This is a genomic window from Acinetobacter sp. 5862, from assembly GCF_024494585.1.
Taxonomy (GTDB): Bacteria; Pseudomonadota; Gammaproteobacteria; order Pseudomonadales; family Moraxellaceae; genus Acinetobacter.
The window spans coordinates 21,724-41,750 of sequence record NZ_JANHGP010000026.1 but is presented as its reverse complement, the minus strand read 5'-3'; the positions used below and the strand labels follow the sequence as shown (position 1 = coordinate 41,750).

The 20,027-nt window shown below is 39.9% G+C and carries 22 protein-coding genes; 7 read left to right on the top strand and 15 right to left on the bottom strand.

Annotated elements, in window-relative coordinates; genetic code table 11:
- Positions 1-213 precede the first annotated feature (213 nt).
- From trxA to NO346_RS05030, 3 genes are all read left to right on the top strand, one after another.
- Positions 214-540, top strand: coding sequence for a thioredoxin (trxA, locus tag NO346_RS05040; protein WP_004675702.1), 327 nt, complete (start codon positions 214-216; stop codon positions 538-540).
- 326 nt (positions 541-866) lie between these two features.
- Positions 867-2,135: a transcription termination factor Rho gene (gene rho, locus NO346_RS05035; protein ID WP_004664227.1), complete on the top strand. Its 1,269-nt coding sequence runs from the start codon at positions 867-869 to the stop codon at positions 2,133-2,135.
- A gap of 393 nt (positions 2,136-2,528) precedes the next feature.
- The gene (locus NO346_RS05030; RefSeq protein ID WP_004664225.1) at positions 2,529-2,780 is read left to right on the top strand and encodes a hypothetical protein; all 252 of its coding nucleotides are present in this window, start codon (positions 2,529-2,531) and stop codon (positions 2,778-2,780) included.
- A gap of 101 nt (positions 2,781-2,881) precedes the next feature.
- Here the strand turns inward: NO346_RS05030 and NO346_RS05025 are convergent, their stop codons facing one another.
- From NO346_RS05025 to pheS, 3 genes are read right to left on the bottom strand one after another with little or no spacing between them, the layout of a single operon-like run.
- A complete protein-coding gene (locus NO346_RS05025) occupies positions 2,882-3,178 on the bottom strand; it encodes an integration host factor subunit alpha (RefSeq protein ID WP_004664224.1) in 297 nt (98 codons plus the stop codon).
- Complete coding sequence (gene pheT / locus NO346_RS05020) at positions 3,175-5,556, bottom strand: phenylalanine--tRNA ligase subunit beta (protein WP_256414460.1); 2,382 nt, start codon at positions 5,554-5,556, stop codon at positions 3,175-3,177. Before pheT ends, NO346_RS05025 begins: the two co-directional genes overlap by 4 nt.
- 33 nt (positions 5,557-5,589) lie before the next feature.
- Complete coding sequence (gene pheS, locus NO346_RS05015) at positions 5,590-6,570, bottom strand: phenylalanine--tRNA ligase subunit alpha (protein ID WP_005164386.1); 981 nt, start codon at positions 6,568-6,570, stop codon at positions 5,590-5,592.
- 231 nt (positions 6,571-6,801) lie between these two features.
- Here pheS and NO346_RS05010 point away from each other — a divergent pair, with 231 nt between their 5' ends.
- Positions 6,802-7,803: a hypothetical protein gene (locus NO346_RS05010; protein ID WP_256414459.1), complete on the top strand. Its 1,002-nt coding sequence runs from the start codon at positions 6,802-6,804 to the stop codon at positions 7,801-7,803.
- 56 nt (positions 7,804-7,859) lie between these two features.
- Here NO346_RS05010 and NO346_RS05005 read toward each other — a convergent pair whose 3' ends face one another.
- The 3 genes from NO346_RS05005 to rpmI form a co-directional block, all read right to left on the bottom strand.
- Positions 7,860-8,057, bottom strand: coding sequence for a hypothetical protein (locus NO346_RS05005; protein WP_256414458.1), 198 nt, complete (start codon positions 8,055-8,057; stop codon positions 7,860-7,862).
- Between the two features lie 183 nt (positions 8,058-8,240).
- Positions 8,241-8,600, bottom strand: a complete 360-nt coding sequence (rplT, locus tag NO346_RS05000) for a 50S ribosomal protein L20 (protein WP_004675688.1) — start codon at positions 8,598-8,600, stop codon at positions 8,241-8,243.
- 11 nt (positions 8,601-8,611) lie between these two features.
- Positions 8,612-8,806, bottom strand: coding sequence for a 50S ribosomal protein L35 (rpmI, locus tag NO346_RS04995; RefSeq protein ID WP_004637967.1), 195 nt, complete (start codon positions 8,804-8,806; stop codon positions 8,612-8,614).
- A 236-nt stretch (positions 8,807-9,042) separates the two neighbouring features.
- Between rpmI and NO346_RS04990 the strand changes: the two genes are divergently transcribed.
- Positions 9,043-10,296 (top strand): MFS transporter, encoded by a 1,254-nt coding sequence (locus tag NO346_RS04990; protein ID WP_256414456.1) that lies wholly within the window; start codon positions 9,043-9,045, stop codon positions 10,294-10,296.
- A gap of 32 nt (positions 10,297-10,328) precedes the next feature.
- Here NO346_RS04990 and NO346_RS04985 read toward each other — a convergent pair whose 3' ends face one another.
- Together NO346_RS04985 and NO346_RS04980 are read right to left on the bottom strand one after the other, a co-directional pair.
- On the bottom strand, positions 10,329-10,754 hold the full coding sequence (locus tag NO346_RS04985) for a YqaA family protein (protein WP_256414455.1): 426 nt from the start codon (positions 10,752-10,754) through the stop codon (positions 10,329-10,331).
- Positions 10,755-10,780: 26 nt separating this feature from the next.
- Positions 10,781-11,398, bottom strand: coding sequence for a glutathione S-transferase N-terminal domain-containing protein (locus NO346_RS04980; protein ID WP_256414454.1), 618 nt, complete (start codon positions 11,396-11,398; stop codon positions 10,781-10,783).
- 289 nt (positions 11,399-11,687) lie between these two features.
- On the opposite strand from NO346_RS04980, the gene NO346_RS04975 reads away from it, so the two are divergent.
- Positions 11,688-12,161 (top strand): Hsp20 family protein, encoded by a 474-nt coding sequence (locus NO346_RS04975; RefSeq protein WP_087545618.1) that lies wholly within the window; start codon positions 11,688-11,690, stop codon positions 12,159-12,161.
- A gap of 60 nt (positions 12,162-12,221) precedes the next feature.
- Here the strand turns inward: NO346_RS04975 and infC are convergent, their stop codons facing one another.
- Positions 12,222-12,773 (bottom strand): translation initiation factor IF-3, encoded by a 552-nt coding sequence (gene infC / locus NO346_RS04970; RefSeq protein WP_081399795.1) that lies wholly within the window; start codon positions 12,771-12,773, stop codon positions 12,222-12,224.
- 5 nt (positions 12,774-12,778) lie between these two features.
- Entirely contained in the window at positions 12,779-14,701 is a 1,923-nt protein-coding gene (gene thrS, locus NO346_RS04965; protein WP_087547686.1) for a threonine--tRNA ligase, read from the bottom strand.
- 264 nt (positions 14,702-14,965) lie between these two features.
- Here thrS and NO346_RS04960 point away from each other — a divergent pair, with 264 nt between their 5' ends.
- A complete protein-coding gene (locus NO346_RS04960) occupies positions 14,966-16,609 on the top strand; it encodes an acyl-CoA synthetase (protein WP_087547687.1) in 1,644 nt (547 codons plus the stop codon).
- 45 nt (positions 16,610-16,654) lie between these two features.
- On the opposite strand, the gene yjgA is transcribed toward NO346_RS04960, so the two are convergent.
- Genes yjgA through panB form a run of 5 tightly spaced genes read right to left on the bottom strand, consistent with a single transcriptional unit; the run spans position 16,655 to position 19,996 of the window.
- Positions 16,655-17,194: a ribosome biogenesis factor YjgA gene (gene yjgA, locus NO346_RS04955; RefSeq protein WP_005164369.1), complete on the bottom strand. Its 540-nt coding sequence runs from the start codon at positions 17,192-17,194 to the stop codon at positions 16,655-16,657.
- A gap of 2 nt (positions 17,195-17,196) precedes the next feature.
- Positions 17,197-17,466 carry an HPr family phosphocarrier protein gene (locus NO346_RS04950; protein ID WP_005164368.1) on the bottom strand — a complete coding sequence of 90 codons (270 nt, stop codon included), beginning with the start codon at positions 17,464-17,466 and terminating at the stop codon, positions 17,197-17,199.
- Positions 17,463-18,314: an RNase adapter RapZ gene (gene rapZ, locus NO346_RS04945; RefSeq protein WP_256414453.1), complete on the bottom strand. Its 852-nt coding sequence runs from the start codon at positions 18,312-18,314 to the stop codon at positions 17,463-17,465. The genes NO346_RS04950 and rapZ overlap by 4 nt, the downstream gene beginning before the upstream one ends.
- Before the next feature lie 23 nt (positions 18,315-18,337).
- Positions 18,338-19,183 carry a pantoate--beta-alanine ligase gene (gene panC / locus NO346_RS04940; protein WP_256414452.1) on the bottom strand — a complete coding sequence of 282 codons (846 nt, stop codon included), beginning with the start codon at positions 19,181-19,183 and terminating at the stop codon, positions 18,338-18,340.
- Between the two features lie 3 nt (positions 19,184-19,186).
- The gene (gene panB, locus NO346_RS04935) at positions 19,187-19,996 is read right to left on the bottom strand and encodes a 3-methyl-2-oxobutanoate hydroxymethyltransferase (RefSeq protein ID WP_256414451.1); all 810 of its coding nucleotides are present in this window, start codon (positions 19,994-19,996) and stop codon (positions 19,187-19,189) included.
- Between the last annotated feature and the right edge of the window lie 31 nt (positions 19,997-20,027).

The window sequence follows — 20,027 nt, the reverse complement described above, 5'->3', positions numbered from 1 at the left end:
AAGTCATTTTAAGCAATAATAGGTGCGTATTTTTGCTTTTAAGCTATAAATGATTGTAGAAGCCGATAATCAACATCGTGAGCATCCATTAGACTTTTCATTTTGAAACTTGAATAATCAGAACAAACCCTTACATTGAATAAAGTAGCAATGTAATATTCATGCTGATGATGAACGAATTTGCACTTTATTTATTAAATTTGGAGTAACCTTATGTCTGCGACTATTGTTAATACAACTGATGAAAACTTCCAAGCAGATGTTTTAGATGCTGAAACTCCTGTACTTGTTGACTTCTGGGCTGGTTGGTGTGCGCCATGTAAAGCCATTGCACCAGTGCTTGAAGATCTTTCAAATGAATATGCAGGAAAAGTCAAAATCGTTAAAGTTGACGTGACTGCATGTGAAGACACTGCTGTGAAGTACAACATTCGTAACATTCCAGCATTATTAATGTTTAAAAATGGCGAAGTTGTTGCTCAACAAGTCGGTGCAGCGCCTCGTTCTAAACTTGCAGCATTTATTGATCAAAATATCTAATCAGATTTTGACCGTATAAATAAGAGAAATACGTCTAAATTAAGCGACGTATTTCTCAGTAAAAATTGACAAATTTCTTAGTTTCGCTTATATTCTTGGATCAAGAAGCTTTGAATGGAATCTACTTCATCGCGTTTCTTACAAGACACAAACATAAGATCGCCGCTCGGCAATAATAATTGTTTTCACATTTCTCTCTGAAACAATGAACCAGACTACTGAATTGTGGTTGTGTAACTATACAATTACATCAGCATGTATGTATGCGGTCGATTTTTTATTCTTTCCAAACACTCCTCCACTTATTCCATTCTGTCTGACCACTTATGAACTTAACTGAACTCAAGAAAAAACCCATTGGCGAACTCATTAAAATTGCGGAGTTTATGGGCCTTGAAGGCATGGCACGTAACCGTAAACAAGATATTATTTTTGCCATTTTAAAACGCCATGCCATGAATGGCGAAGAAATTTTTGGTGATGGTGTTCTCGAAATTCTTTCAGATGGTTTTGGCTTTTTACGCTCTGCTGCTGGTTCATATTTAGCAGGTCCAGATGATATCTATGTCAGCCCATCTCAAATTCGCCGTTTTAACTTACGCACAGGCGATACCATTACAGGTACTATTCGCCCACCAAAAGAAGGCGAACGTTACTTTGCATTACTCAAAGTTAATCAAATTAACTATGACACACCTGAGAACTCACGTAATAAAATTTTATTTGAGAACTTAACTCCTCTCTTTCCAACAGAACAACTGATTATGGAATTGGGCAACGGTACAACTGAAGATCTCACAGCTCGTGTGGTCGATTTGGTTGCTCCGATTGGTAAAGGTCAGCGTTCTATTATTGTTGCACCGCCTAAAGCGGGTAAAACAATGCTATTACAAAACATTGCTCAATCCATTGTGCGTAATAATCCCGAAGTGTTCTTAATCGTACTTTTGATTGACGAACGTCCTGAAGAAGTTACAGAAATGGAACGTACTGTTCGCGGTGAAGTTGTGGCATCAACATTTGATGAAGCACCTGCTCGCCATGTTCAGGTCGCAGAAATGGTGATTGAGAAAGCAAAACGTTTAGTTGAGCATAAAAAAGACGTTGTGATTTTACTTGACTCAATTACTCGTCTTGCGCGTGCCTACAACACTGTGATCCCATCATCAGGTAAGGTATTAACCGGTGGTGTCGATGCTCATGCATTAGAACGCCCTAAACGTTTCTTCGGTGCTGCACGTAACATCGAAGAAGGTGGTTCTCTGACCATCATTTCAACTGCTTTGATCGAAACAGGCAGTAAAATGGATGATGTGATTTACGAAGAATTTAAAGGTACAGGTAACCAAGAAATTACGCTTGATCGCCGTATTGCAGAGAAACGTGTATTCCCTGCAATGAATATCAAAAAATCTGGAACTCGTCGTGAAGAGCGCCTAATGAGCGAAGAAAATCTACGTAAAGTTTGGATTTTACGCAAATTGCTTCACCCTATGGATGAACTTGCTGCAATGGAATTCTTATTAGATCGTATGAAAGAAACCAAAACTAATGATGACTTCTTTGATCAAATGAAACGTAAAGCATCGACATAAGATAATTGCATTAAAAAAGGCTACCTTTATGGTAGCCTTTTTTATTTGGTTGACAAACTTACATAATATTTACAGATTATTTTAAAATTCCAATAAAACAATAAACCTTTGTTTTTAATAAATTTAAAATTAATTTCAATAAAAAAAACAATAAAATACCGATTTTAATTTTAATTTCCATAGTTTTTTTCTATCAAAAAATAGACAAATTCTGCCCTTTTTTGTCGTTTTGTTGGACAGAACAGTAGTAATTCATGATCTGCTTTGATAGGATAGCAGCAGACCAGTTAGGCTGCTCCCTGCGTTGTTACCTAAAGCGTTTAGGAATAATAAAAGCACAAACAGACTAACTCTAGGTTTTTTTTAATCTCACAATTTTATGAGAGTGATGCCATGTTATTCAAAAAATTCGCTGTTGCTGCTGCTATTGCTACTACTTTAGCTTTCGTTGGTTGCTCTAAGAAAGAAGAAGCTCCTGCTGCTGATGCTAACGCTGCTGCGTCTGAAGCTGTAGCTGCTGCTTCTGAAGCTACTACTGCTGTTGAAGCTGCTGCTTCTGACGTTGCTGCTGCTGCTTCTGACGTTGCTGCTGCTGCTTCTGACGTTGCTGCTTCTGAAGCTGCTCCAGCTTCTGCTGCTCAATAATCTAATATTTTTAGATTATCAAAAAGAGAACCATTATAGGTTCTCTTTTTTTTACGCCTAGATTTTTAATCAAATAAAAATATCACTATAAAAAAAGCAGATCAATCGATCTGCTCATTTCCAACGCGCTGTCTAAATTTTTGACCCGCTCTAAACGTAACCACTCGGCGGGCAGAAATCGGGATTTCTTCACCCGTTTTTGGATTGCGTCCTGGACGCTCACGTTTATCACGTAATTCAAAATTACCGAAACCAGAAAGTTTGACTTGTTCACCCGCAATTAATGCTTGGCTGATCTCATCAAAAAACAACTCAACCATCTGTTTTGCTTCACGGCGATTTAAGCTAGTAAGCTCACTTAAATGGTCCGCCATCTCTGCTTTTGTTAATGCTGTCATGAGGCCCTCAATGTCGCTTGGTAAGTGTCTTCCAACACTTGAATAATGTTATCCATACCAGATTTAATTTCAGCATCTTCAAGCGTACGTGCTGGATGTTGCCACAACACTGCAAAAGCTAAAGAGCGCTTGCCTTGTTCAACCCCTTGACCCGTATACACATCGAACAACCATGTTGAGTCGAGTAACTCACCACCAGTCTGCTCAATTAAGCGCTGAATATCTCTAACCTCAATATTATCAGAGATTAAAAGCGCAATATCACGTCTAACCGATGGAAAACGTGATAATTCTGTAAAATTAGATACATAAGATTGCAAAACAGCCTGCTGATCCAGTTCTGCCACCCATGTTGTGCCCAAATCGAGTTCATTTTCCAGTGACGGGTGTAAACGCCCCAAGTAACCAATCGACTGTCCATCCACCACAATTTCCGCAGATTGACCTGGATGCAGCCATGCACGCTCAGTACGGACAAATTCAGCCTTTACACGCCCCGCAGCCAGAATTTCTTCCACCTCACCCTTGAAATCAAAGAAATCCATTATCTGTGGTTTTGCATGCCAAGATTCTGGTACACGTGAACCAACCGCAATCAAGGCCAGAGTCGGAATCTGTTTCAGGTCATGAATACTTTGTGCATTTTGATAATCAAAACGTAAGCCCAGTTCAAAGAAACGGACACGCTGCTGCTGACGGTTTAAATTGTACTGGACACAAGGAATCAGGCTGGATAACAAAGTACTACGCATTGCAGCCAAGTCACTTGAAATTGGGTTGGCAAGCATTAATGGCTGTACGTTTGGATTCAATTGCTTCTCAAGTTTTGCATCGGCAAAGCTAAAACTAATCGCTTCTTGGTAACCCAAAGCTGCAATAGTTTGACGTAATTGAGCGATTTCAAAACGATCTTGATATTTCTCCAATGTCACATCAATTTTTGGCAAACTGATCTGAATGTTGTCATAGCCGTGAATACGTGCAACTTCTTCAATCAAGTCTTGATAAATTGCCATATCATAGCGATGTGATGGTGGAACTACGCTCCACTCACCTTCAGCTTTGCTTTCAACCACACAGCCCAACCGTGTTAACGCATCCGCAATAAAATCGCCAGCAACTTGATAACCCAACAACTGGTCTACTTGCGCTTGTTGTAATGTAATCGCTTCACGTTTCGGCAATAAAGCCTCTTGCTCAGCAATCGTAATTGGACCAAATTCTCCACCAGCAAAGGCTTGAATCAGCTCAGAAGCACGGTGCATAGCAATCATCGGCAATTCAAAGTCAACGCCACGTTCGTAGCGCTGTGATGAGTCAGTATGCAAACCGAAACGACGAGCACGCCCTGCAATAGCTAAAGGCGCAAAGAACGCACTTTCGAGGAAGATATCTTGAGTCTCATCAGTTACCGATGAATCCAGCCCGCCCATAATGCCTGCTATTGCCAATACTTTCTGATCATCTGCAATAACCATGATGTCATCTTGCAGTTCAACTTCTTGATCATTGAGCAAAGTCAGTTTTTCTTGTGGCTGCGCTTGGCGCACTTGAATCGAACCTTCGATTTTTGCCAAATCAAAGGCATGCATCGGTTGACCAAGCTCGAGTAATACATAGTTAGTAATATCCACCAAAATACTATGCGTACGAATGCCTGAGCGTGCCAATGCCTGTTCCATCCATTCCGGTGTCGGCGCTTTGACATTGACATTTTTGATAATACGACCCAAATAACGTGGTGTACCTTCCGTGCTAATCGTTACTGCTTTCTCATCTGTGATTGTTGCAGGTACAGACTGGATCTCAGGCTCATTCACCTTTAACTGATTGATCACTGCGATTTCACGGGCAATTCCACGAATACTAAAGCAGTCACCACGGTTTGGTGTGATACTGATATCAATGACATTGTCATCAAGCTTTAAATATTCACGAATATTCATCCCCACTGGTGCATCAGCAGGCAACTCTAACAAACCGTCAATTTTGTCTTCTAAATCAATTTCAGAAGCACCACAGAGCATACCTTGTGATTCAACACCACGGAGCTTGCCTTTTTTAATTTTGAAATCACCTGGCAATACTGCACCGATCGTTGCAACAGGAGCCTTCATGCCTACACGAACATTTGGCGCACCACAGACAATCTGTAAGGCTTCACCCGAACCAATATTAATCGTGGTCACACGTAAACGATCCGCATCTGGATGTTGTTCAACCGTAAGGACTTCACCAACAACCACACCAGTAAACGGTTTTGCAACAGGTGCTAACTCATCAACTTCCAAACCCAACATGGTCAATTGATCAGACAATGTATCGCTATCAATTGCTGGATTTACCCAGCTGCGTAACCAATTTTCACTAATTTTCATTTGTATAAACCTTCTTTAATCCTGAAAAATTGTTTAGGCAAATTGGCGTAAGAAACGCACGTCATTTTGGTAGAACATACGCAAATCATTGATGCCATAACGCAACATTGCAAAGCGCTCTACCCCTAGACCAAAGGCAAATCCTTTGTATTTATCAGGATCAATTCCTGCGGCACGCAATACATTTGGATGCACCATGCCACAGCCTAAAACTTCTAACCAACGACCACGTTCATCCATAATATCCACTTCTGCACTTGGCTCTGTAAATGGAAAGTAAGATGGACGGAAACGTACTTTTAAATCTTTTTCAAAGAACTCATTGAGTAGGTTAATCAATAAACCTTTTAACTCAGCAAAGCTGGTATTTTCAGCAACGTACAAACCTTCGATCTGATGGAACATTGGCGAATGGGTTTGATCTGAGTCACAACGATAAACACGGCCAGGACAGACAATACGAATTGGCGGCTGACTGGTTTCCATGGTTCGAATTTGCACGCCCGAAGTATGGGTACGAAGCAAATGGGTTGCATCAAAGTAGAAAGTGTCATGCATGGCACGGGCTGGGTGATGTCCCGGAATATTTAAGGCTTCAAAGTTGTGATAATCATCTTCAACTTCTGGACCATGTGCTATTTGGAAACCTGCTTTAGTAAAGAATTGGCAAATACGCTCTTGTACTTGAGTAACAGGATGAATACTTCCCATGCGCTGACCGCGGCCCGGTAAAGTAATATCAATGGTTTCACTTGCTAATTTTTTTGCAAGTTCAGCTTGTTGTAATGTCTGTTGACGCTCAGTCAAAGCCGTATTGATTGCTTCACGCACAGCGTGAATCGCAGCACCTTGTACTTTTCGCTCTTCAGGATCCATTTTTCCAAGTGCTTTAGACTGCTCTGCGAGCTGGCTTTTCTTCCCTGTAAATTGCACACGAACTTGATCGAGTGCAGCAAGGTCTTGAGCCGCTGCAATGGCAGCAAGCGCTTCAGTGGTCAGGGCTTCCAGTGACATAGTAACTCTCAAAGCAACAAAATATAGAAATATAATAAAACGCTATAGTTTATCAGCTTTTTACCAGTTTGATGAAAATAAACAGCGGTTTAAATAACGTACTTTTGAAAATATAGATGCAAAAATAAAACAACAAGATACCTAAGCAGATCAACTAAAATTTCTGAAAAATTACTCAACAATTGAATAAAATGTATAAGATACCGATATCGTCAATGAGAAAGAATAACGATGGCGCTTGATCAAATCTGGAAACAACAGCTTACACTAGTGACTTATGGCAATGAATATTTAGCAGGAAATCTCAATTTTAGCCGTTGGGTTGAACATCCGATTTTCAATCAAAATCGACTGATTTTTAGAGACTTACTCTCTCAACACCTGTTGGCACAACATTTCCAGATTTGGCTTGAAGGCTTAAAAAAACAAGGTATTAAAAAACTCAGCCTACATTTATCTAGCGTACTGAATGATGAGCAAAATCCAAATGCCAATGTAGAACTGCTTCCCTTTGCGCATTTTATTGTGAGCCATCAAGGCAATAAAAAAACCGCATGGATCTGTGGCCATGAACTGGCTGAATGGGATAACAGTGATCAAGCCTTTGATGCGCCGGCATCTCAACAAACAACACTCCGCCAAGAAGTATTTTGGCGTTATGAGTTGAATGATAAATTCGCTAAAAAAATTGATGTTGACTTACAGAAGGTAAATTGGAATCAGGTTGCCATTGTCTTGGAGAAAGAACTGTTCGATAGTAAATATGCTGAACATTTTCCAGAGCCAGAACAACAAGATTTGCCTTTTTATAGTTATGAAGCTGATCTTACACATCTTTCTAGCAAACAATTAGCATTGATTCCAACAGATTATCCAGCGGATTGTGCACATCGATTATTACATCGCACACAAGCATTAACTGATTATTTAGAACAACAAAGAAAGCATCCTTATACGACTACAGGTGAGTTAATTAGCCCTGAAGAACAGATTAATCTCCGTAATTTTTCACAAAAAACGGATGACTTATTTGCCAAGCTGATTGTAAAAACCGCAAATCACTACCAAACGGCTCAACTTACGGCAGAAGAACCTGAAATCATTGACCGAACCATGGAAATTCCACATCAGATTGATAAGTCCCACCATCATAAAGTAGGTGCGTCTGGCGTGATTAAATTGATTATACTGACTGTGATTATTTGTCTCGTTGCTTACTATTTTGGTCTGTAACAATACGAGTCATAAAAAACCTAGATTTCAAAATCTAGGTTTTTATTTTTAACTACTTAAAAAGTAGGTCTAATTTTTAAAATCACTTTATGTCCACCATCATGCTGATTAATAACGTGATGTACATTTTCAATCTCACCTTCAACCTCAGCATCTGGTCCATAAAAAATCCGAATGGTCTCACCCTTTTTTGGCAAAATCGTCAGTTCTGCTTCAAATGCGCCTTGCTGTAATTCATCTACACTCACGAGCATATCTTTAACCCCTATCCTTTTTTATTTACTGTAAAAAGATTCAAGGGTAACTGTCCAATCAAACGTGTTAGGGTTGTGTAAGCTCTATTGATGTTTGGTCTGTGTTTTATTTTTTAAGTTTAGTCCACTTATCTGAAAAATAAAAAAGACCGCTAAAAAGCGGCCTTCTTTGAATCTCTAAGCTTATGCAGCTAATGCGCCTTTAGCTTTTTCAGCTAAAGCAGCAAATGCAACTGCATCATGCATAGCGATGTCAGCTAATACGCGACGGTCGATGATCACTTGAGCTTTTTTCAAGCCATCGATCATACGGCTGTAAGACAAACCGTTAAGACGAGCACCAGCATTGATACGCGCAATCCATAAAGCACGGAATTGACGTTTCTTTTGACGGCGGTCACGGTAAGCATATTGGCCAGCTTTGATTACTGCTTGGAACGCTACGCGGTAAACGCGTGAACGAGCACCATAGTAACCTTTAGCGCGAGCAAGAATTTTTTTGTGACGGCGATGAGCCTGTACACCACGTTTTACACGAGCCATTTATAATCTCCTTAGATGTATGGGCACATAGCACGAACTGATGCAACGTCACTTACGTGAACCATTACACAACCGCGCAATTGACGGATACGCTTAGCAGATTTTTTGGTCAAAATGTGGCGCTTGAATGCTTGTTTGCGCTTGAAACCGTTTGCAGTCGCTTTAAAGCGTTTAGCTGCACCACGGCGAGTTTTTAACTTAGCCATAGTAACCTCTTTTGGGCACCTGTTCGGCTCGTTTGCACTATTGCAAATCGACCTGCAGGTAAGGAAGGCAGTATCATATAGCATCTGCCTTTAAAACAAAAGTAAAATGCTCATTTTTTAACAGCAACTACTTTATTTTTCTCAAACGTTATTTTCCATAATTAATTCTCAAATTATGAGAAAAATCCACAAAATCAGCGCCTATAATAGAATCAAATTATTAAATCTTTATTCTTATGAATACTCAGAATGATGCATTCGCCGCGTTACGGTATCGAGATTTCTCTATTGTGACCTTGAATCAATTTTGCTTAACACTGGCAATTTTAATTCAGGAAATTATTGTTGCTTATTCACTCTATCAAATCACTCGTGATCCCCTAACCTTGGGTTTTATTGGTTTGGCTGAAGCAATCCCATTTATCACGCTTTCTTTATGGGGTGGTTATTTTGCAGATAAACTGAATAAACAAAGCATTATGAAGGTCTGTTTATTCTTTTCCATTCCTTTACCTTTGGTTCTTTGGGGCTTATTCCATTTCCATGGCTTAGAAAAAATTGGTATTAGCACACTTTCTTGGGGCATTTATGCTGTCATATTTGCCTTGGGTACTATTCGGGGTTTTTACAATCCATCAGCCACTTCACTCAAACCCTTTTTAATTCCACGCGAGCTGTATGCCAATGGTGCTACATGGACAACGATCGGTTGGCAAAGTGGTGTCATTATTGGGCCAATGTTGGGTGGTTTTATGTTGGCATTTCTGGGACGCGAAACGAGCCTTTTTGCAGTATCAACATTATTGGCAATCTGCTTTATTTTGATTAATTGCTTACAGAAACGAACATTCCCCAAAATGGAAACTGAGAATGTCTTACAAAGCCTGACCGATGGTTTCCGCTTTATTTGGAAAACCAAAATTGTTTTATGGGCAATCTCACTAGACTTGGTATCGGTACTCTTTGGTGGTGTGATTGCTCTGTTGCCCATTTTTGCCGAAGAAATCTTAAAGGTCGGCCCTGAAGGTTTAGGTTATCTACGCGCCGCCCCTTCGATCGGCGCACTGATTACTATGATTGTCCTGACCAAATTCCCACCAATGCACCACGCTTGGCGGAATATGTTATTGGCTGTCGCTGGCTTTGGTATTTTTACCATTCTGTTCGCCTTTTCAAACAATATATGGCTATCACTATTTGCCTTAGCCATGACTGGTGCTTGTGACAGTGTTTCTGTCATAGTTCGTCAAACTGTGCTACAAATTTTCCCACCTGAGAATATGCGAGGTCGAGTGGCTGCGGTAAATGGAATGTTCGTTTCATCGAGTAATGAACTCGGGGCTTTTGAATCAGGTCTAGCAGCCAAGTATCTCGGAACAATCACCGCGACCATATTTGGTGGTTGTATGACGCTTGCAGTTGTAACTTACTGTTGGTTGAAAACCAGCGATTTATTTAAAGTCGATATTACTAAAGGTACTGATCATTAAAGGTTTTAGAGAAAGTCAAACTTTCCCTTTTTTCAAAAGGCTCTAAGATACAACACATACATTGTTAAATAACGCCCACCTTTGGCGATGGTGACAATCAATAAAAATCGCCAAAAATTTTCTTTCATCAATCCTGCAATCAAGGTAATCGGATCACCAATCACAGGTGTCCAACTCAATAATAAAGAATAGAAACCATATTTATGATAGATCTGTTGTGCCTGCTCTAAACGCCGTCCAGAAACAGGAAACCATTTTTTACCTTTAAAATGTTCAATTTTCAGTCCTAACCACCAGTTCACACATGAACCCAAGACATTTCCAATGGTTGCAACCAAGATCAGATAAAGAGGATTGGAAAGCCCTTGTATCAATAAGGTTATTAATACTGCTTCCGACTGTAAAGGTAATAATGTCGCAGCCCCAAAAGCAGATATAAACAACAACCAATAACTCATGAGGCAAACTTAAACACAGTAAAATATTAGACTTGGATCGATAAAGCTTTTTGTATCGCAGAACGCGCTGTTAAGCGTTCAATATAGCCTTGCACATATGGATAATCTTCAAGCTGAATGCCTTGCCACTCATAACGCAATGCCCAAGGCAAGATTGCCATATCGGCAATTGAATACTCACCCGCCACAAACTTTTGACCAATCAATTGCTTATTTAAAACAGTGTAAAGGCGCTTAGTCTCATTGATATAACGATCAATTGCATAAGGAATACGTTCAGGTGCAAATTTATTAAAATGATGATTTTGCCCTAGCATTGGACCAAACCCACCCATTTGCCACATTAACCATTGTTCCACCTCAACCCGTTCTTGCTCATCAGTCGGATAAAATAGACCTGTTTTTCGACCTAAATATTGCAAAATCGCACCTGATTCAAATACAGAAATCGGTTCACCTCGCGGTCCATTTTGATCAACAATCGCTGGAATTTTATTATTAGGAGAGATTCTTAAGAAGTCTGGTTGGAACTGATCATTTTCCAAAATATTAATTGGAAAAATTTGATAATCTAAGCCCATTTCCTCAAGTGCAATGGTTATTTTATGTCCATTGGGTGTTCCCCAATAATAAAGATCAATCATTTTAAAATTATTCTCCATACACCGTAGATGGTGGCTCTTTACACACCTTAATAGATTTAAAAAGAAACAACAAGTTCTGCAAATTAAAAATAATTTTTTATAATTATCAATTATATATAAAATTTATTTAAAAAAATAGATCTTTAACTTGAATTTTTTAAACCCAAACATATATTAATTATTGTGTTAGAAATGACGATTTTTAACATTCTGTCGATGTTTATACATGGCAGATTTAAGTTTTATCTTCTTATTTTTAAAACTTTGCTGACCTCAGGAGGTTCTAATCATGAGTAATCTAAATCTTCATCCTTTATTTCGTCGTAGCATTGGATTTGACCGTTTAAATGATTTTATTGACTACGCCATGCAAAGTGATACACCGAATTACCCTCCATATAACATAGAGAAATCTGGTGAAAACCGTTATCGCATTGTGGTGGCTACTGCAGGTTTTAGCCTAGAGGAATTAGGACTGAGTCTAGAAAATCAGCTTCTTACCATTTCAGGTAAACCTGAGGTTGTTCAGAAAGAAACAACTGAATATCTGCATAAAGGAATCGCGCGTCGTGCCTTTAAATTATCTTTACGCTTAGATGAACATATTGAAGTTCAACAAGCTGATTATGAGAATGGTTTATTGGTCATTGAGTTGGAACGAATCATACCAGAAGAGAAACTTCCACGCGAAATCCCAATTGGTAAGAAAAAACTTTTACTTGATCAGCCTGATTCTACAGAAAAAACTGTAAGTACTCAGTAATTATGCTTTAAATCAAAAAAGCCCTGCTCGAATAGCAGGGCTTTTTTGATGATTGGATGATTACTTTTTCTTTTTCGGACCAAGTAACATGCCCATCTGACGACCTTCCATCTTCGGCGCTTGTTCAACTACGCCAAACTCAGCAACGTCAGCTTCAATTTTTTGCAATTGAGCCAAACCAAGCTGTTGATGTGCCATCTCACGACCACGGAAACGCAAGGTAATTTTCACCTTATTTCCTTCTTCAAGGAAACGTAAAATTGCACGCAATTTTACTTGGTAATCACCTACGTCCGTTGCAGGACGTAACTTGATTTCTTTCACTTGCACTTGATGCTGTTTTTTCTTCGCATCTTTTTGCTTTTGCTTTAAGTCAAATAAGTGCTTGTTGTAGTCCATGATTTTACAAACAGGCGGTTCTGCATTAGCAACAATCTCAACAAGGTCAAGATTAGCTTCTTCAGCAGCACGTAATGCTTCAGTTAATGAAACAACACCTTTTTGTTCTCCATCTGCAGCGACGAGGCGTACTTCTTTCGCACGGATCTCTTCGTTAATTGCAGGACGGTTACTTTTAGCACCTTGTTGCTGGTTACGGTCAGGCTGTTTAATCTTTATTACTCCACAATGTACCGGCCGCGTTCGGCAACGGCAGATTTCACTAGGTCAATAAATGCATCTACTGACATAGTACCTAAATTTTTTCCTGAGCGAGTACGCACATTAACAGTACCTTCTTCAACTTCTCGATCACCAAGAACTAGAAGGTAAGGAATACGCTCTAGGGTACGCTCACGAATCTTAAATCCGATTTTTTCATTTCTCAAGTCAGAAATAGCACGAAGACCATTTTCTTTGAGTTTTGCAACCACTTGTTCACATGCTTCTGCTTGTGAATCAGTAATATTCATAACACACGCTTGAATTGGTGTTAACCACGGCGGCATAAAGCCCGCATAGTGTTCAATTAGTATACCAATAAAACGCTCAAAACTACCAAGAATTGCACGATGAAGCATGACTGGTTGATCACGATCATTGTCTTCAGTGACATAAGACGCATCTAAGCGAATTGGTAAGTTGAAGTCACATTGAATCGTACCGCACTGCCATACACGGCCTAAGCAATCTTTCAATGAAAATTCAATTTTCGGACCATAGAATGCACCTTCACCGGGTTGTAAATCCCAAGCCAAGCCTGCGTTATCTAAAGCATCCGCCAAAGATTTTTCAGCCAAATCCCAAAGTGCATCATCACCGACACGTTTTTCAGGACGTGTAGAAAGTTTCATTTGCACTTCTTCAAAGCCGAAGTCTTTATAAACATCTAAAGTCAGCTTAATAAAGTCAGCAACTTCTTGACCAATTTGTTCTTTGGTACAGAAAATATGTGCATCATCTTGGGTAAATCCACGAACACGCATAATCCCGTGTAAAGAACCTGATGGCTCATTACGATGACAAGAACCAAACTCAGCCAAACGAATTGGTAAATCACGGTAAGATTTCAAACCTTGGTTAAACACTTGTACGTGACAAGGACAGTTCATTGGCTTAACAGCATAGTTACGACTCTCTGAATGAGTTGTAAACATGTTGTCTGCGTAGTTGGCTGCATGACCAGATTTTTCCCAAAGCGTAAAGTCTACGATTTGCGGCGTTTTAATCTCTAAGTAACCATTGTCTTGCTGAACTTTACGCATGTATTGCTCAAGCACTTGGTAGATTGTCCAACCATTTGGATGCCAGAACACCATACCCGGTGCTTCTTCTTGCATATGGAATAAATCTAGGGCTTTACCAATTTTACGATGGTCACGCTTTTCTGCTTCTTCAATACGTTTGATATATGCAGCTAACTGTTTTTTATCAGCCCAAGCCGTACCATAGATACGTTGAAGCTGTTCATTCTTCGCATCACCACGCCAGTAAGCACCAGAGATTTTTGTGAGCTTAAATGATTTTAAGAATTTAGTGTTTGGTACGTGCGGACCACGGCACATATCCAAATAATCTTGATGGTAGTACAAGCCCATTTGTGTTTCATTCGGCATGTCTGCGATCAAGCGCAATTTATATTCTTCGCCACGTGCTGTGAATTCTGCAATCACCTCATCACGTGGTGTCATTTTTTTGATGACATCATAATCTTGATCGATGAGCTTTTTCATACGCTCTTCAATCGCTGCCATATCATCTAAAGTAAAAGGACGTGGCATCCAAATGTCATAGTAGAAACCTTCTTCAATGACTGGACCAATTACCATTTTTGCTTCTGGAAACAGCTGCTTAACAGCGTGACCAACGAGATGTGCGCAAGAGTGACGAATAATTTCTACGCCTTCTTCATCTTTAGGCGTGATAATTTGCACAGTTGCATCTTCGGTAATCAAGTCTGAAGCATCGACTAAACGATCATTGACACGACCTGCTACGGTATTTTTCGCAAGACCCGGACCAATGCTTAATGCAACGTCCATCACAGATACGGCTTGATCAAACTGTTTTTGATCGCCATTTGGCAAAGTAATAATTGGCATAATAAAATCCTTAAGGAGTGATGCCCTATACGAAGGAGCATATCACCGCGAGATTATGTATTGAGGCGAACCTCAAAAGATAAAAAACGGCGGATAAAAAAGTATTCAAGATTTTACACAGGTTTAGTTGAGGATGAAACCTTTGAATCATAAAAACCTAGATTGATTAGGCTTCATCTCCGACTAAAGCCTAAATGATTTAGACTGAATGACACACTATGTTGATATAGATATAAATGAAAAAAACACAAATGGAGCAAACACATGGTTAGTGCATATGATGAATTACCGAGAACCCCTGCAAATTTCGTTGCCTTATCACCTTTACGTTATTTAGAACGTGCTGCTTATATTTATCCACACCAAGCCGCAATTATTCATGGGGAACGTCAAATCACATGGCAACAAAGCTATCAACGTTGTCGCCAGTTTGCACATCAGCTCACTCAGTTAGGAATTCAAAAGAATGATACCGTTTCGGTACTCTTGCCGAATGTACCTGCAATGATTGAAGCACATTTCGCTGTACCAATGGCAGGTGCAGTACTCAATACACTGAATACTCGTCTCGATGCCAAAACCATTGCTTTTATGCTGGCTCATGCCGAGTCCAAAGTTCTTTTGGTCGATCCAGAATTCAGATCACTTGCTGAAGAAGCCTTAAAGCTGATCACTCAAGATATTATTGTGATTGATGTATTTGATCAGGAATACGAAGGTCAGCAAATTGCACTTGGGCAATATGAATATGAATCGTGGTTAGCTGAAGGCAATCCTGAATTTGAATGGCTACTTCCACAAGATGAATGGGATGCGATCAGTCTGAATTATACTTCAGGCACCACAGGCAATCCAAAAGGTGTGGTTTATCACCATCGTGGTGCTTATCTCAATGCGGCCAGTAATATTTTGGCATGTGGTATGAAACCTCGTGCGGTTTATCTATGGACACTACCACTATTTCACTGTAATGGTTGGTGTTTTGCATGGTCAATTGCTGCCAGTGGCGGTACCAATATTTGCTTACGTCGAGTTGATCCAGTTTTAATTTTTAAATATATCGCTGAACACAAAGTCGATTATTTCTGCGGTGCGCCAATTGTCTTATCCATGCTCATCAATACTCCAGCAGAACAAAAAACAGCTTTCAACCACCATGTTGAAGTCATGGTTGCTGGAGCTGCCCCGCCCGTTGCGATTATTGAAGGTATGCGCCATATTGGAATTAATGTTAATCATGTCTATGGTTTGACAGAAACGTATGGCCCATCAGCATTATGTGCTTCGCAAGCAGGATGGAGTGACTTATCTATTCAAGAACAGGCTCAACTTCATTCACGCCAAGGTGTTCCTTATCCACTTCAAGACAGTATGCGAGTACTTGATCCTGAAACGATGCAACCCGTACCGAATGATGGGCAAACCATGGGCGAAATTATGTTCCGTGGTAATATCGTGATGAAAGGTTATCTCAAAAATCCACAAGCGACTGAAGAAGCTTTTAAAGGTGGTTGGTTTCATACAGGAGATCTAGCCGTTTGCCATCCTGATGGTTATGCCAAAATTACTGATCGCTCTAAAGATATTATCATTTCAGGTGGCGAAAATATTTCATCGCTCGAAGTCGAAGATGTACTTTACCGCCACCCTGCTGTACTCACCGCCGCAGTGGTCGCAAAACCTGATGAACGTTGGCAAGAAGTACCTTGTGCATTTATTGAGTTGAAGCAAGGTGCATCTGCTTCCGCAGAAGAAATTATTGCACATTGCCAAAAAGAACTGGCTCGCTTTAAAGTTCCTAAAGATGTGGTGATTACTGAGATTCCGAAAACATCGACAGGCAAATTACAAAAATTTATTTTAAGAGAGTGGGCAAAAGAACGAGCTAGCGTTTCGTTTGAGAATTAATGCCTAAAAATAAAAAGAAGTTTCAACTGAAACTTCTTTTTGGCTTTAACCTTGATCAGATAACAAGGCGACTTGCTGTACATAGTTCACAAATTTGAGCTTGGATGCGGCAAGTTCTTCTTCACTCACCTGCTGCTTGATATCACGATGAATGCGTAAAACATGCTGACGCAAAGTATGACGTTCAGAAGCATTAAACACTTTGCTAAACTCATTAATGATTGGATCACCTTGATCAATCATTCGATCGACCCAACGCATCAATTGCATTTGTTTTTTAGCACCTTGTTGGGGTGTCAAATAAGATAAAATCGTGGTTTCATTTTCATTACGCAATAACTTACCAACACGTTGAAACTGACGACGGCGTGCTTCAAATGAACTGATCTTCTGCACTTCAAGTAATGCATCAATCAAACGCTCATCGACAGGAAGCTTTTGAATTTGTTTTGGATTGAGTTGAGCCAATTGCTCACCTAAAGCAGCCATACGTTGCACAGCTTTTTTTTGCTCGGTTCTACTCGCACGTCCTTCTAATGACTCAAAATCTTCATCTGTATAACGTTGTTGGGTACCACGTGCCACGATTACTCTGCCTCATAAAATTTTGCTGCGAACAGCGTTTGAATTTCTTCCCGTGCTTTTTCTTCATCAGCACCATCAATCACCAATCTTAATGTTGTGCCTTTACCAGCACCCAACATCAACAATGACATAATATTTTTTGCATCAACCAATTTATCACCCTTGCCGATTTGTATCGAAGAGCTAAATTTGGTTGTGACTTCAATCAGTTTACCAGATGCACGCGCATGTAAGCCGAGCTTATTAATTACATCAATTGTTGTGTCTATCATGACCAGTGCTTCATTTCTCTATGTAAGATTTGGACAGTCCATTTTGCCTTAAGAGCCTGTTTGAGTCTATCCACGATATAAACTGAACGATGTTGCCCACCTGTACATCCCACTGAAATGGTCATGTAATGTCGATGCCCTTCCGCAAAAGCTGGCAACCATTTTTCCAAGAAGTTATAAATATCGGTAAACATTTCATTGGTTTGCTGATTGCTTTCTAAAAAACGGCAGACGGGATCATCCAACCCAGAAAGACGACGCAACTCTAAATCCCAATGCGGATTAGGTAAATGACGCACATCAAATACATAATCGGCATCAAGCGGAATGCCATGTTTATAGCCAAAGGATTGTAGAATCACAATCAACTTATCAGACTGCCCCAATCGAGACAGCAAGATATGTTTGAGATCATGGACACTTTTACCCGTCGTATCAATATGCACTGTAGAGCGGAATTGTATCGATATCAGCAACTGTTTTTCTTCCTGTATGCACTGCAACAGGCTATTAAAACGATTTGCTAAAGGGTGCGGCCTGCGTGAGGCACTAAAACGGGAAACCAGATCCTGATCCTGAGTGGTCAGGTAAATGATATCAACCGTACCATGCTTTTTTAATTGCTCAAAAACATGGTCAAACTCCTGCATATCGGCACGGGTGCTACGGATATCAACGCCCAGCGCTAACTGCTCAAGATTATTCTCATGATCCAGTTTTGACACAATTTCAGGCAATAATGCCAAAGGTAAATTATCTATACAATAATAGCCCAAATCTTCAAGCACCTGTAATGCAGATGATTTTCCTGAACCTGACTGTCCTGTAACGATAAGAATACGCTTCATCGCATATCGCCCTTTAATTTATTTTATGTTTTGAAATTAATGTGTAAATTATCAATCAAACGTGTTGAACCTAATTTAGCCGCAATAAATAAAACTAAATCACGATCAAACTCTTCAATTGGTTGCAAATTAGGTTGACGAGCCTCTACATAATCCACAACAAATCCAGCTTGTGTCAATTCCGTTGAGATATTTGCTAACACTTGCGAAAGTGATTGCCCCTCTCCCAAGTCAACTTCAGCTTGTTTTAACAACTGATAAATTTTTGGCGCAATACTTCTTTGCTCTTCTGACAAATAACCATTGCGTGAACTTAAAGCCAAACCATCTGCTGCTCGTACAATTGGTACACCGATGACTTCTAATGGAATATTTAAATCCTGCACCAACTGACGAATTACAGCCAATTGTTGATAATCTTTTTGCCCAAAAAAAGCATAATCAGGTTGTACAATATTGAATAGTTTAGTGACAACAACCGCCACGCCATCAAAATGACCTGGACGTGATTTGCCACACAGGTCGTCGGTAATTTGACTAACACTAATATTGGTTAAACGAGGCTGCTTGCCATACATTTGATCGACAGAAGGGGCAAAAATAATGTCACACCCTACATCTGCCAACAAACGACTATCTTGTTCTAAGGTACGTGGATAGCTATCAAAATCTTCACCCGCACCAAACTGGATTGGGTTAACAAAAATACTCACCACCACGACATCACAGATTTTTTTTGCAGCACGCACCAAAGTCAAATGACCTTCATGCAAATTCCCCATAGTTGGCACAAAACCAATTAATTTTTTTGTTGTTCTTGCCGGTGCTAATGATGCGGTTAAGCCTTGTATTGTTGTTTCTGTTTTCATGAGTTAGAGCTCAACTTGAAAAGTGTGTTCTTTCGCTGGAAATGATTGATTTTGAACAGCAGCATGATACGATTTAAACGCATCTATAATTGCTGTTTCCCCCGCTTGTTCTTTCATAAAATTACGCACAAAACGCGCAACGCGACCAAAAGTTAAACCAAGCATGTCTTGTACCACCAAGACTTGTCCATCAGTTTCATTGCCTGCACCAATACCAATCACTGGCGTATTAGGAAATAGTTCAGCAATTTCCTTGCCTAACTGAGCTGGAACACACTCTAATAATAATACCGCAGCACCTGCATCAACCACAGCTTGGCAATCCGCAATTAATTGATCTGCTGCTTCACGGGTTCGTGCTTGAAGTTTATAGCCGCCGAATACGTGTACTGATTGTGGCGTTAAACCCAAATGCACGCAGACAGGAATACCATTACGTGTCAAAACTTGGACTAATTCACTTAGCCAAGCACCACCTTCAATTTTGACCATTTGTGCGCCTACTTGCATCACGGCTTTGGCATTTTTTAGACCATCTTCAAGCGTTGCATAACTCATAAATGGTAGATCAGTCATAATTAAGGCGTGCGAATTACCACGACGTACAGCTGCTGTATGATAAACCATATCTTCAACTGTCACAGGAAGTGTAGAATCTCTTCCTTGAATCGCCATTCCTAGAGAATCACCAATTAAAATTGTATCAATTTCAGCCAATTCCATCGCTTTAGCCATACTTGCATCGTAACAAGTAAGACATGAGAACTTACGTCCATCAGCTTTAAATTTTCTTAAGTCACTTAGACTAATCATGATGATATCCTCTGCAGGCATTTCCAGAACG

What these genes read in the sequence shown, in the direction of transcription:
- NO346_RS05010 (WP_256414459.1), top strand. Translation starts at nt 6,802, where the DNA reads ATGGCGCTTGATCAAATCTGGAAACAACAGCTTACACTAGTGACTTAT.
- thrS (WP_087547686.1), bottom strand. Translation starts at nt 14,701, where the DNA reads ATGCCAATTATTACTTTGCCAAATGGCGATCAAAAACAGTTTGATCAA.
- trxA (WP_004675702.1), top strand. Translation starts at nt 214, where the DNA reads ATGTCTGCGACTATTGTTAATACAACTGATGAAAACTTCCAAGCAGAT.
- NO346_RS04975 (WP_087545618.1), top strand. Translation starts at nt 11,688, where the DNA reads ATGAGTAATCTAAATCTTCATCCTTTATTTCGTCGTAGCATTGGATTT.
- NO346_RS04960 (WP_087547687.1), top strand. Translation starts at nt 14,966, where the DNA reads ATGGTTAGTGCATATGATGAATTACCGAGAACCCCTGCAAATTTCGTT.
- pheT (WP_256414460.1), bottom strand. Translation starts at nt 5,556, where the DNA reads ATGAAAATTAGTGAAAATTGGTTACGCAGCTGGGTAAATCCAGCAATT.
- NO346_RS04985 (WP_256414455.1), bottom strand. Translation starts at nt 10,754, where the DNA reads ATGAGTTATTGGTTGTTGTTTATATCTGCTTTTGGGGCTGCGACATTA.
- rpmI (WP_004637967.1), bottom strand. Translation starts at nt 8,806, where the DNA reads ATGGCTAAGTTAAAAACTCGCCGTGGTGCAGCTAAACGCTTTAAAGCG.
- NO346_RS04980 (WP_256414454.1), bottom strand. Translation starts at nt 11,398, where the DNA reads ATGATTGATCTTTATTATTGGGGAACACCCAATGGACATAAAATAACC.
- panC (WP_256414452.1), bottom strand. Translation starts at nt 19,183, where the DNA reads ATGAAAACAGAAACAACAATACAAGGCTTAACCGCATCATTAGCACCG.
- NO346_RS05025 (WP_004664224.1), bottom strand. Translation starts at nt 3,178, where the DNA reads ATGACAGCATTAACAAAAGCAGAGATGGCGGACCATTTAAGTGAGCTT.
- NO346_RS05005 (WP_256414458.1), bottom strand. Translation starts at nt 8,057, where the DNA reads ATGCTCGTGAGTGTAGATGAATTACAGCAAGGCGCATTTGAAGCAGAA.
- panB (WP_256414451.1), bottom strand. Translation starts at nt 19,996, where the DNA reads ATGATTAGTCTAAGTGACTTAAGAAAATTTAAAGCTGATGGACGTAAG.
- pheS (WP_005164386.1), bottom strand. Translation starts at nt 6,570, where the DNA reads ATGTCACTGGAAGCCCTGACCACTGAAGCGCTTGCTGCCATTGCAGCG.
- NO346_RS04950 (WP_005164368.1), bottom strand. Translation starts at nt 17,466, where the DNA reads ATGATAGACACAACAATTGATGTAATTAATAAGCTCGGCTTACATGCG.
- NO346_RS04990 (WP_256414456.1), top strand. Translation starts at nt 9,043, where the DNA reads ATGAATACTCAGAATGATGCATTCGCCGCGTTACGGTATCGAGATTTC.
- NO346_RS05030 (WP_004664225.1), top strand. Translation starts at nt 2,529, where the DNA reads ATGTTATTCAAAAAATTCGCTGTTGCTGCTGCTATTGCTACTACTTTA.
- rapZ (WP_256414453.1), bottom strand. Translation starts at nt 18,314, where the DNA reads ATGAAGCGTATTCTTATCGTTACAGGACAGTCAGGTTCAGGAAAATCA.
- rho (WP_004664227.1), top strand. Translation starts at nt 867, where the DNA reads ATGAACTTAACTGAACTCAAGAAAAAACCCATTGGCGAACTCATTAAA.
- rplT (WP_004675688.1), bottom strand. Translation starts at nt 8,600, where the DNA reads ATGGCTCGTGTAAAACGTGGTGTACAGGCTCATCGCCGTCACAAAAAA.